Source organism: Rhodospirillaceae bacterium, from assembly GCA_018660465.1.
In the GTDB taxonomy this organism is placed as follows: domain Bacteria; phylum Pseudomonadota; class Alphaproteobacteria; order Rhodospirillales; family JABJKH01; genus JABJKH01.
Map to the genome: position 1 here is coordinate 43,931 of JABJKH010000028.1, position 11,297 is coordinate 55,227.

The 11,297-nt window shown below is 53.5% G+C and carries 12 protein-coding genes; 9 read left to right on the forward strand and 3 right to left on the reverse strand.

The genetic code is table 11. The features are described from left to right. Positions 1–40: 40 nt before the first annotated feature. The 5 genes from HOM51_05285 (at position 41) to HOM51_05305 (ending at position 4,392) form a co-directional block, all read left to right on the forward strand. Entirely contained in the window at positions 41–1,270 is a 1,230-nt protein-coding gene (locus HOM51_05285; protein ID MBT5033914.1) for an MFS transporter, read from the forward strand. A gap of 62 nt (positions 1,271–1,332) precedes the next feature. Continuing rightward, on the forward strand, positions 1,333–1,614 hold the full coding sequence (locus tag HOM51_05290; protein ID MBT5033915.1) for a hypothetical protein: 282 nt from the start codon (positions 1,333–1,335) through the stop codon (positions 1,612–1,614). A gap of 33 nt (positions 1,615–1,647) precedes the next feature. Then, positions 1,648–1,926 (forward strand): hypothetical protein, encoded by a 279-nt coding sequence (locus HOM51_05295; protein ID MBT5033916.1) that lies wholly within the window; start codon positions 1,648–1,650, stop codon positions 1,924–1,926. A gap of 10 nt (positions 1,927–1,936) precedes the next feature. Beyond that, positions 1,937–2,995, forward strand: coding sequence for a hypothetical protein (locus tag HOM51_05300; protein ID MBT5033917.1), 1,059 nt, complete (start codon positions 1,937–1,939; stop codon positions 2,993–2,995). After that, a complete protein-coding gene (locus tag HOM51_05305; protein MBT5033918.1) occupies positions 2,992–4,392 on the forward strand; it encodes an MmgE/PrpD family protein in 1,401 nt (466 codons plus the stop codon). Before HOM51_05300 ends, HOM51_05305 begins: the two co-directional genes overlap by 4 nt. 2 nt (positions 4,393–4,394) lie before the next feature. Here the strand turns inward: HOM51_05305 and HOM51_05310 are convergent, their stop codons facing one another. After that, positions 4,395–5,768 carry an MmgE/PrpD family protein gene (locus HOM51_05310; GenBank protein MBT5033919.1) on the reverse strand — a complete coding sequence of 458 codons (1,374 nt, stop codon included), beginning with the start codon at positions 5,766–5,768 and terminating at the stop codon, positions 4,395–4,397. A 93-nt stretch (positions 5,769–5,861) separates the two neighbouring features. Here HOM51_05310 and HOM51_05315 point away from each other — a divergent pair, with 93 nt between their 5' ends. From HOM51_05315 to HOM51_05330, 4 genes are all read left to right on the forward strand, one after another. Continuing rightward, positions 5,862–6,938: an ornithine cyclodeaminase family protein gene (locus tag HOM51_05315; GenBank protein ID MBT5033920.1), complete on the forward strand. Its 1,077-nt coding sequence runs from the start codon at positions 5,862–5,864 to the stop codon at positions 6,936–6,938. A gap of 8 nt (positions 6,939–6,946) precedes the next feature. Beyond that, entirely contained in the window at positions 6,947–8,200 is a 1,254-nt protein-coding gene (locus tag HOM51_05320; protein ID MBT5033921.1) for an MFS transporter, read from the forward strand. A gap of 66 nt (positions 8,201–8,266) precedes the next feature. After that, positions 8,267–9,223, forward strand: a complete 957-nt coding sequence (locus HOM51_05325; protein MBT5033922.1) for a D-2-hydroxyacid dehydrogenase — start codon at positions 8,267–8,269, stop codon at positions 9,221–9,223. A gap of 2 nt (positions 9,224–9,225) precedes the next feature. After that, the gene (locus HOM51_05330; protein ID MBT5033923.1) at positions 9,226–9,546 is read left to right on the forward strand and encodes a hypothetical protein; all 321 of its coding nucleotides are present in this window, start codon (positions 9,226–9,228) and stop codon (positions 9,544–9,546) included. 6 nt (positions 9,547–9,552) lie between these two features. Here the strand turns inward: HOM51_05330 and HOM51_05335 are convergent, their stop codons facing one another. Beyond that, positions 9,553–10,638, reverse strand: a complete 1,086-nt coding sequence (locus HOM51_05335; GenBank protein MBT5033924.1) for an amidohydrolase — start codon at positions 10,636–10,638, stop codon at positions 9,553–9,555. 71 nt (positions 10,639–10,709) lie between these two features. Next, positions 10,710–11,297: GntR family transcriptional regulator (locus HOM51_05340; GenBank protein ID MBT5033925.1), on the reverse strand; the 588-nt coding region annotated here is incomplete at its 5' end.

Consider the following 11,297-nt stretch of genomic DNA (forward strand, 5'->3'; position numbering starts at 1 on the left):
AGAAGAATTACTCTCCTCTCGATTAATGTAAAGGAAACTCATGACCACACTCCAGGCTACGGCTTCTGATTTTACCCGCCAAGATCAGGCGCGGGTACTTCTCGTCAGCGTCGGTCACGGTATGACCCACTGGGTCAAGTCTGTAATTTTCGTGCTGTTGCCTGCGGTGCGGGAAGATTTCAGCTTGGACTACACTGATATCGGACTGTTCGGGACGATTTATTACATGGGGGGTGCTGTTGCTAATGTGAGCTTTGGGCCCATGGTTGATCTAACCGGGCGGCGTGAATTGTTCCAGGTCTTGTCGTTGCTGTTGATGGTCGTTGCGATGGCAGTTATCGGGATGACCGATAGTTACACCGTCTTTCTGGCGATGGCGATCCTGATCGCGGCGGGCAGCAGTTTGTGGCATCCGGCGGCCATTCCCTATCTTTCTTCACGGTATAGTTCGAAGCGCGGCTATGTTCTGGCAATCCACAGTTTCTGTGCCAGCATCGGCGACAGCGCCGCCCCTGCCGTGGTCGGCGCCATGATCTCTGGCTGGTTTATCATCACATTCAGTTGGCGCGAGGCGGTGTTGTGGAATATGGCCCCGGTGCTGTTGGTGCTGCCAGTGATTGTTTTTTTCGTTTTGCTTGAACCGCAGCCTGAAAAGAAGAACGGGCCCAGGGGCATGGCGTTTATGCCCTATATGATCGGACTTTGGGCACAGTTAAAATCGCCAATGGTGATCGGTCTATCTGTTGTCGCTGGCCTTCGGAGCGCGGCACAGGGCGGGCTAAGACTGTTCTTACCAGTTTATATGGTTGATGTTGGCGGCTTGCCGTTGGCATACGCGGGGCTGGCCTTAATGGCGCTCAGCGTCGGCGGCTCGGTCACAGCAATCCCGGCAGGCATCGCATCGGACCGGTACGGCAGACGGCCCGTGGTGATGTTGGCATTGGCCGTTTCAACGGTTCTTATCGCCGGCTTTACCCTGATCGAAAATGAATTTGCGATGGTTGGCGGCGTCTGCTTGATTGGCTTTTCTATCTATGCACTTCGGCCTGTTATGATCAGTTGGATCATGGATATCATCCCCGATGAATTGGGCGGATCAGCCACCAATTTATTGTCTACGGTTCAGAGCCTTTTTAACTCTGTCATGCCCTTTGTCGCTGGTATAATTGCCACCAAGTACGGTCTGGTTTCGGTGTTCTATCTGTTCGCGGCCTTGTTGATGGCGGCTAATGTGGTTGCCTATTTCCTGCCCAAAGGACACAGGGATTAGCCTTTACAGAGGCAAACGTCCTGCCCCTATAATGGGCTAGGTTAATTCATAGGAGAAACATCATGTCGGAAATTCAGGTGCATGTCCCGATAGACGTGCGCGATGTTCCGCCGATGGACTTGGCACCCCGCCCCGAGAGCCTCAAAGGCCTTCGTATCGGGTTGTTAGACAACGGCAAGGAATTCAGCGACACGGTCATGGAAGGCATATCGGAAGTACTCGGCGGCAATTACGCGATTGGCGAAGCCGTCACCTGGCGCAAAGGTTTCCCGGCCAAGGGAGCTCCCTTCATCACGGAAATGGCTGACGATGTAGATGTCGCCATCAGTGGTGTTGGTCACTGAGGCTCATCATCCCCGTGGAGCGTCCATGACGCCGTGGCCCTTGAAGCACAAGGGATCCCAACCGTTACCTTAATTAGCTGTTCGTTTTGCACATTGGCGCAAGCGGTCTCGCGCCAACTCGATTATCCGGGCCTGCCGATCTATCTACTGCCCCATCCCATTGGCGACCCTGATCTCTCTAAGGTTCGAAATATTGGTATTAATGCCGCTGCCGATGTGGCTCGGTTGCTCACCACACCAGCGATCGAACTGACCGGAGAATTCGAAACCAAAGAATTCCCGCTGCCGGAAAACGTGGTCGCGAAGTTTTAGGAACCGCATCATGAACGAAGACGACCTGGTCCGCCTGCCTGATGAGTTAGATGCCATCAATGATCATTTTTATGAAAAAGGCTGGACCGATGGTCTGCCCATCATCCCCCCGACGGATGCGCGTATTGCTGCAATGCTCACCGGTATGGGCTGGCGCAACGGCGATGAACTAATCGGCGAGGTTCCCCCCGGCGGTGGCAAGGCAACGCTCCGCAAGATTGCCGTGAATGCAGTGATGGCCGGATGTAAGCCTACCTATCTGCCTGTCATCGTGGCGGCGTTGGAAGCGACCTTGGAGCCCCGCTATGGTCTGCATCATCGCCAAACCACCACCCATGCGGCCGCACCGATGATCATCGTCAACGGCCCCATCGTCGAGAGATTAAAAATCAACTATGGCAACGGCTGCTTTGGTCCGGGCTGGCGTGCCAATGCGACCATCGGGCGTGCCCTTCGGTTGTGCCATATGAACCTGGGCGATGCGATCCCCGCCGTGGCTGATCTGGCGCAACATTCTCATCCGGGCAAATACACCTATTGCATTGCCGAACACGAGGCCGCTAACCCTTGGGAACCACTTCATGTGGATCGAGGATTCGAATTAAATCAAAGCGTTGTCACCGTCGTCCAATGTGAAGCGCCCCACAGCATGACTGAAAATGTCCGTACCGCTCCGCTGGAAATCATGGATACTTTTGCCAGCTCAATGGCGGCACTTGGCGGCAACAATGTTTATTCTCAAGGCGAGCCCGCAGTCGTTCTAGGTATCGAACATGTCGCACACTTCCACGCAGGCGGTTGGAGCAAGGCTGATTTCAAACGCCATGTCTTCGAAATGGCGCGCCAGCCTTGGGGCAAGATGAAAAATCGCGGCAAATCAAACGGGCCGTTTTTTCCGGACTGCGTCGATAAATCAGATGACACATCAACCGTTCCCATCATCAATGACCCGAATGATCTGGTTGTTGTTGTCGCCGGGGGTGCGGGCGGCAAATCGATGTGGTGTCCAACCGCGGGCGCGCAAACATTAAGTGCCAGCAAGGCGATAGACTTAGGACCGACATCATGACCGACTCCCCGACTAGTTCTCCAACTTTGGCACTTGGCGAATTTGCTGCCAGCCTAACCTATGACAAATTACCGGCGCCGGTGAAGGTTGCCCTCGCAGACCTACTGCTTGATTGGTTGCGGGTGGCTTCGGTTGGCGAACGCATGGAATGGAGCGGTTGGTCGCGTGATTATATTGCGGCGGATGGCGGGCAAGGGAACGCTGGGATTTTATTTTCCGATAAAACAACCGATGCCGCGAGCGCGGCGTTCCTGAACACCACCTATTCCGGCAGCATCGATGCCGACGACGTGCACGTGGGGTCCATGCTGCATCCCGGCTGTATTATATTTCCGGCAGCGGTCGCGGTTGGCCAACAGTTCGGTCATTCAGGACGTGATGTATTGGCAGCTGTTGTCGCCGGGTACGAAGCCATGATCCGAACGTCATTGGCGATCCAACCGAGCCATTTCAAACGGGGCTTTCAAAGCACTGCAACCTGTGGTGGGTTTGGTGCTGCCACCGCTGTCGGCGCTTTGTTATTTAAGGGTGACGACGGCCCCCGGCGGATTGCAGAAACGTTAGGTCTCACCGCTTCGTTCTCGGGTGGTCTCGCGCAGTTCTATCAATCTGGATCAACGGTCAAACGCATTCATGCAGCGTGGGCCGCACAATCTGGAGTGCGTGCCGGATTGCTGGCACGCCAAGGATTTTCCGGGCCAGCGGACATCTTGGAAGGCAGCGCCGGGTTCGCGCAGGCCTATGCGGATGCCGTGGATTTCGCGCCCTTGTTCGATGGGCTCGGCGAAAATTACCGACTGCTTGAAGTCACCGTAAAGGGTCACGCCAGCAGTGCCCGCGTGATGGCAGCCGTTGAAGGCATGGCGGCCCTAGGCGCAGAACACGGCTTTGGGCACAGCGATATTGAACACATTCGCATTGGCGTTCCGACTGTGATCAAGGGGCGGTTGACCATGGCCGACCCCATAGATATCCAAGCGGCGCAAATGAGCCTGCCGTTCAGCATGGCCGTCGCTGCCAAGCGCGCGCCGGAGGCAGGTGCGGGGCTGGCGCTGACGGTGACCGATTATTTGGACACCGTGGAAGATGAAGAAGTACGAGATCTAGCCCGCCGTATTGATTGCGAAGTCGACACCTCAATGGACGAACAAGCAGCGGGGGATTCAGTTCCGGCAGACATCACGGTCAAATTAAAAGACGGTGCAGAACATTCTATATATGTATCGGCGCCCAAAGGCAGCCCCTCCAGTCCCTTTACCCGGGGTGACCATGTAACCCGTTTCAAAAATGAATTGGGGACACGTTATTCTGAGGAGCACGTTGACCGCCTTTTGCAGCAGCTTGAAAATTTTGCAGACTTAGATAACGTCGGCGCATTGCGGGATAATTTGATTTAATTTTAAGGCTGCAGCAATGGCCTCAATTGTTTCATGTCCTTAACCTTTTCCAGCGACCAGATGGTTTTGATCAATTTCTGAGATTTCGCCCTGCCAAGGATGGGCACCATCAGGTCGAGCGATTTTAATTCGACGTCCGATCGGGTCATGGGCTTTTGCGGAGTGCCATGAACGGCACGGGTTCTGTGCTTAATTTTTTTACCTGAGCTTAGCTCGATTTCGACAATGGCTTGGCGAAGCGGCTTGGCTTTCACCAAGGCATCACTGGGCACCAGATTTATTTTTCTGCGCAGGGCCAACACGTCTCGTGCTTTCATTCGTGCTTCATCGTGGGAACTCGCAAACGTCATCCCGCCATCCAACAGCATGACCGCAACCAAATGCTGGGTACAGATGTCCGGCATCAAGACATTATCGGAAATATGAAAGCGGCGATTGGGCAAAGTTACTGTGACGGCTTTTATATCTTCAACTTTAGGCTGATGTTTCGAAATTAATAGTTCCAACGCATCCAAGACAGCTTGGTTCGGCATGCCGACGGACCATTTTTTTATTTGTGCATCCATGACTTCAAAACGTGTACCGAGGCCCTTGATCAGTTCCTTCGGTCGTGGATCATCTGAGAAAACATCGAAGAAATTTCTGGGGCCAGAGAATACATCATCAACACCTGTAAAACCCAAATCGACCACCGTTGCCGCAGTCACCGCATCGCGGGCACACATACCGCCGAAATCAAATGCTTTCTCGATATGTTCAGGGTCACGGGTCCAACACGGAATTCCGGAGGCTTGCTGAACCGCATAGGAAAACAAATGCCGGACATGTCCAGGTTTGAAATCCATCAAAGTTCCCACCGCCGCGGTTGCGCCAAACAACGAACCGGAGCTGTGGCCGCTATGGCCCTCGTCGTTTAGCACCATCGGTCCGCGCGCCAAATTCACTCGTACGCCAAGATCATACCCGGCCGTCACCGCCTTCAGAAATGCTGCCCCGTCCTTGCCCTGACGTTCCGCCACGGCAAGGGCAGCGGGAATGGTTGCGCACCCCGGATGCAGGCGACCCCGTTGATGTGAGTCATCGGTTTCATCTGCATGAGCCAGCATCCCATTGGCCAGGGATGCATTGATCGCACTGGTGACCAGTTTGGTGCCGATCACTGTTGCTTCGCGTTTACCGCCCTGGGAGCGGGCGAATTTAATCGCCATCTCACCGGGTTTCAGGCGTGAACCGGAAATCATCGCGGCAACTGTATCGAGCACATGATGTTTGGTTTTTTCCACAACATCCGCTGGCACACGTCGTTTTGCGACACCCGCAATGTATTTGCTAAGGTCCATCATCAGGGGAGAAACGTTTAATTTTTGGGATACCATTGTACACTCTCTTGTTTTTCGCTACGGAGTTTAGCGGACAAGTCTTTCACGCCAAGCCCCTTTATCGACGAACCCTATTCTCGGAGATCGAAAATGACACTGCTGATATCCAATGAAGACGCCGAAGAAATTTTATCGATAACGGATTGCATTGATGCATTAGAACAAATGTACCGGGAATTGGCCGACGCCCGCGCCGTCTCGGGCCACCGTTCTGATATGGTCACGGAAACCGCCCATGAAAGCGGGACGTATTCTTTAAAGATGATGGGAGGCGTAATCCCGGCATTCGAAGTTGGCGCGGTTCGTATTAATTCTGATCTGTTGGGCTATCCAGAATCCGGCGGCATCAAACGACGGGTCAAGATCCCTGCGGCACCGGGAGAGCGCTGGGTTGGATTAGTCCTCTTATTCAGCACGCGGACCGGCGAGCCGTTAGCAATCTTCCCAGATGGGGTGGTACAGCACATGCGAGTCGCTGGCACCAGTGCGCTTGGCGTCAAATACATGGCGCGCGAAAATGCGAAGACCGTGGCATTACTGGGTGCCGGTTGGCAGGCAGCAGCCCAAATCCCCGCCGTGATGGCTGTTCGAAACATTGAAAAATTTCGGGTATACGGCCCGACCCCTGAACGGCGCGAAAAATTATGTACGGAAATGGAGGAAAAGACCGGCATTGAAATCCGACCGGTATCCGATGCCCAGTCGGCTGTTAAAGATGCTGATATCGTGCTCTGTGCGACCAACAGCATGACGACTGTGTTCTTTAAAGAATGGCTGGAGCCCGGCATGCATGTGAGCACAATCCGCAATGTCGAGATCGAACCCGCCGCCATTAATGCCGCTGATCGAATTGCCATTCATGACCCAAGTGGTCTTACGAGTGGCTATGTACTCCGCACCAAGGGGATGGCATTAGGCGACGGCAAGAAGCAAACCGCCGACGACCCAACGCTAAAGCATCTGGCGGATGCACCGATTCTAGCCGACCTTGTCTCCGGCAAAGTACCGGGGCGAACCAGCGACACCGAAATTTCTCAGTTCCTGAACTACCAAGGCCTGGGAATTCAATTTGCCGCCGCCGGTTGGGCGCTTTATCAGAAAGCGAAGGAACATGGTCGCGGACGTGATCTGCCGACTGACTGGTTTACAGAAGATGTAATTCCTTAAAAAATATAATGAACGATACAGACTCCACACCGAATGCCCCCGCCCCCCGCGCTGCACTCTGGAGCGCCTATGTCACCGGTGCGCTTTCCAATGGTATGACTGATATGTACGCGGTTGTGGTCCCGCTGTGGGCTTTATCGATTGGACTATCCCCGACGGAGATCGGACTGATCGTTGGGGCGCGTAGCATCCCCCTGATGATCTTCAGCATTCATATGGGTGTCTTGATTGATCGAATTGGTCCCCGCCGAATTCTCATGACGGTCTCCATGACGGCGTCTCTCATGGCGCTGATGTATCCTGTGGTGCCCTGGTTCGGAGCCCTATTTTGCCTGCAAATGATCATCGGCCTTTCGACCGTGACCGGATTTATTTGTGGCCAGACAATGGTCGGACAATTGGCACGAGGCGACACGCAACGGTTCGGAAATTTTACTTTTGCCAGTCGGTTTGGAACTTTTTCCGGGCCGATCCTAACCGGTATCATTTGGGATGTGGCCGGGCCGTGGGGGGCGTTTCCGTTTATTTTCGCGTGGGGATTAACCTTATTTGGAGTGTCGCACCTGATCCCTGCATCCGCCCCGTCGCCAACTTTAGCCCAAGGCGAAGAACGCCCGACGCCACGATGGCACGACTTTATTCCCAAATCGAGTGATTACATTCGGTCATTTGCGCTTTTGGGAATTCCAGCGGTGGCCTTGGCCGTTGGCGTCACACTACTGCGCAGTACCACAGCCGGCATTCAGGATTCATTTTACATCGTTCATCTAAATTCTGTTGGCTTAACCGGCACCATGATTGGCATCTTGATCGCGATAGGTGAAATATCGAGCGGTTTCGGCTCCTTATCCGCCGCCCGCCTTGAGCGCTTTATGGCACCCCATTGGATTTTAATCGTGTTCTCCGCCTTGGCCATTTTATTCATTGCGCTAACACCCCTTATTGCCGGATTTATCGTCCTGTTATTTGTCTTTCAAGTGTTGCGGGGGCTTAGTCAGGGCATCATGCAACCCGTTGGATATTCAATCCTTTCCACCGCTGCAGGTCCCAATGCGCAAGGTGCGGTCATGGGCCTTCGCATGACGGGAACCCGCATGATGAATACTATTCTACCGCCAACCATGGGGGTCGCGGTGGAGGTCTGGGGGATCGAAGCCGGATTTTATGTGATTGGCGGCGTGTTGATTTTTGTCCTCTTACTTCTATCTATCGGCATCGCTGGGTCGCCGTCGTTTTCCGGTCAAGGGGACAAGAAGATTTAACCCCGTTGTTGCGTGAAAGCGGTCAAGCAATAATAATCGATCTGAGACAGCAAGGATGAGGATATTATGACCAAACCCCTAATCGTATGCCGGTTGGATGATACGCCGGTTTTTGAAGACGCCATTGCTAAAGCAGGGCTGGCCGACCGGATCGAGATACAAAGTGTGCCCAAAGACGGCGCGCTCAGCGATCATATGCTGGCGAATGCTGAAGGCATGCTGGCGTGGGGATTGCCGCCGGGGCAATTGGCAGAAATGCCCAAGCTCCGCTGGGTCCAGACCATGACCGTTGGCATGGACAGCTGGTTGAGCCGAGATGATCTACGGGACGATATCATTCTGACTTGCGCGCGAGGCATCCATCGGGTGCAAATGCCTGAGAGCGTGATGGGTGCCATGCTTTATGTCACCCGACCGTTCATTGATACGACAGCCAACAATCTGGCCCATAAATGGGTGCGCCGTGCGCCAGAACCATTGGCTGGGAAAACCCTCGGCATCTTGGGCGTCGGCACGGTTGGTGCTGAAATCGCGCGTAAGGTGAGCGTCTTTGAAATGAATATTATTGGCACACGGAAGTCAGGTGAAGCTGTGCCAAACGTCGATAAAATTTATTCACCTGATGAAACCGATGCGGTCTTAGCGCAAGCTGATTTCGTGCTGACGCTATTGCCGGTGACATCGGAAACAAAGAATTTCATGAACGCCGCCCGCTTTGCCAAGATGAAAGAAAGTGCATGGTACCTTAACTTTACACGCGGCGATGTTGTGGTCGATGCGGACTTAATTGAGGCTGTGGAATCGAAACGAATAGCGGGTGCCGTGCTTGATACCTTCCGGATTGAACCCTTGCCGCCGGAGGATGCGTTCTGGGCAACCGAAGGAATTATTGTTCTGCCCCATATCGGTGGCATGCACCCGGAGCGTGGCGCACAAATCTCCGGCCTTGTCGTCGATAACCTGCGAGCATTCTTGGAGGGTGGCGAAATGACCGCTGTTGTTGATCGGGAGAAAGGATACTGAGAATGAATAGAATTTCTATTACCGTTCTAATTGGCCTTTTATTTACACCTGGCTTTGCCGGGGCAGATCAAATTGACGGCGACTGGTGCACGAAGGAAGGGCGCCGCCTGAACATTGAGGGGCCAAAAATCAGGACTCCCGGCGGCACCGTAATGACAGGCGAATACGACCGTCACAATTTCGCATATGTGGTCCCCAAGGGGGAGCCCGGCGCAGGCGTCAAAATCACCATGGAACAATTAGACGACGACATCATGCACATGCGGCAAGGCGACGGTTCCAAACCGAAGGAATGGAACCGCTGCCGGATGCCGATTAGCTAAGCTGGTTCAGCTGGACTTATAAAACTGGGAGATATCCAGTCCCAGAAGCTCTGCCGCATTGCCGCCCATGATTTTGGCTTTGCCGTCATCGTCCAGTCCTTGGACGCTGTTGACGTGGCCAACGGGATCGGGTTCTGCCATGTCGTAGGGGTAGTCGGTCCCCATTACCACCTTATCCGCACCCCAGGTATCGATCATGTAGCGCAGCTGGTGTTCGGTGAACACGACGGTATCGAAGTAGAGCTTCTTGATGTACTCGCTGGGTGGTTTGCTGATGGTTGTCCGACAATCATCGCGCAGATGATAAGGATGGTCAAAACGGCCTGAGTACGCGGGGATATAACCGCCGCCATGGGCGATGCAGATTTTTAGGCCGGGGTATTTTTCGAGGTATCCGTCGAACACCAAATGCCCAACAGCGAGTGCTGACTCTAAAGGATGGCCGATGGTGTTACGGAAGTAATGATCCCCCATACGTTCCTTGAAGGATGTGCCAATGGGATGAATGAAAATCATCACGCCCATTTCTTCAATGCGCTGAAATAGTTTCTCAAGGCCTGCGCGGGTCAAGTCGGTCCCATTGACGTTGGTTGAAATCTCCACACCCTTGAAACCAAGGTCGTTCACGCAGCGTTCCAGCTCCGCAATCGACATATCGACGTCCTGCAGTGGCAGCGTTCCAAGGCCGACGAAGCGGTCCGGGTGGGTGCCAACGACTTCCGCAATTCGATCATTTACAACATTGCAAGTATCGCGCGCGAATTCAGCTGGCTTGTCGTAGTTATAATGAAACGGCGATGTTGAGATGGCTTGAACGTCAATGCCTTGCTTGTCCATGTCTGCCAGTCGTATTGCCGGATCCGTCAGCTTGGGGCGCAGGGATTTTTGTAATTCTTTGTTGATGGAGACTGTCAGAGGGTTGTTATCGACAGACCCACCGTAAAGATCGGGTAGGCTCGCCAACATGTCATCCGCCTTATGGACATGAATATGGCAATGAATATCAACAGTAAAAAATTTATTGCCGTTCTGAACGGTTTGGGCATGGCCGTGATCGTCCGCCGGGGCATGGTTCGCGCATTTGAAAAACATCGTCTTCTCCTGATGGAATTAATTCGAATTAGGGCCACAGTGTAGTCATTGTCGCTGTGGTGAAAAGCAGATTAACTTGCGAGCAGGCGCATTACTTCTTCCGCCGCCTTATGGGCTTCTTCTCGGGTGATGCGTTCGGCTGTGGACGCATCAGCTTTCTTGATCGCAGCCAAAATCGCCCGCAGATTCTTCATGCTCTCCTTGGACCTTGAAGCAGACCTGTTGGGATGGCTCAACCCCAGAGCCCGCCACCGCCAAACACGGGCATGAAGCGATGCCAGCATTTCGCTGAGGGTTCCACTGCCAGCCCCTTCATACAACACGTCATAGAATTGATTTTTGGTTTCTAGAACTTTGTCGGAATTTTCTTCCTTATAAGCCGCGACGACGACTTGGAGCGCCTCGTCCAATTTTTTTACCAAGGCTTGGTCCGCATTTTCAACGAACAAGCGGGTGGCGTGGCCTTCAAGAACCGCGCGTATATTGTATAGATCTTGCGCTTCGTCGATTGAAAGTTCGCGTACGACCGGACCTTTGTTTGGAATAAGTTCGATCAGCCCTTCTGTTTCCAACTGGCGAAGTGCCTCGCGAATAACAGTCCGCGACACATCCATCATTTGTGTTAGCTCAGGTTCCGTCAATCTTTGCCCTGGCGCAAG

Excerpts from the sequence above, each read along its gene's own strand:
- HOM51_05285 (MBT5033914.1), top strand. The coding sequence starts at position 41 with ATGACCACACTCCAGGCTACGGCTTCTGATTTTACCCGCCAAGATCAG.
- HOM51_05290 (MBT5033915.1), top strand. The coding sequence starts at position 1,333 with ATGTCGGAAATTCAGGTGCATGTCCCGATAGACGTGCGCGATGTTCCG.
- HOM51_05300 (MBT5033917.1), top strand. The coding sequence starts at position 1,937 with ATGAACGAAGACGACCTGGTCCGCCTGCCTGATGAGTTAGATGCCATC.
- HOM51_05305 (MBT5033918.1), top strand. The coding sequence starts at position 2,992 with ATGACCGACTCCCCGACTAGTTCTCCAACTTTGGCACTTGGCGAATTT.
- HOM51_05310 (MBT5033919.1), bottom strand. The coding sequence starts at position 5,768 with ATGGTATCCCAAAAATTAAACGTTTCTCCCCTGATGATGGACCTTAGC.
- HOM51_05315 (MBT5033920.1), top strand. The coding sequence starts at position 5,862 with ATGACACTGCTGATATCCAATGAAGACGCCGAAGAAATTTTATCGATA.
- HOM51_05320 (MBT5033921.1), top strand. The coding sequence starts at position 6,947 with ATGAACGATACAGACTCCACACCGAATGCCCCCGCCCCCCGCGCTGCA.
- HOM51_05325 (MBT5033922.1), top strand. The coding sequence starts at position 8,267 with ATGACCAAACCCCTAATCGTATGCCGGTTGGATGATACGCCGGTTTTT.
- HOM51_05330 (MBT5033923.1), top strand. The coding sequence starts at position 9,226 with ATGAATAGAATTTCTATTACCGTTCTAATTGGCCTTTTATTTACACCT.
- HOM51_05335 (MBT5033924.1), bottom strand. The coding sequence starts at position 10,638 with ATGTTTTTCAAATGCGCGAACCATGCCCCGGCGGACGATCACGGCCAT.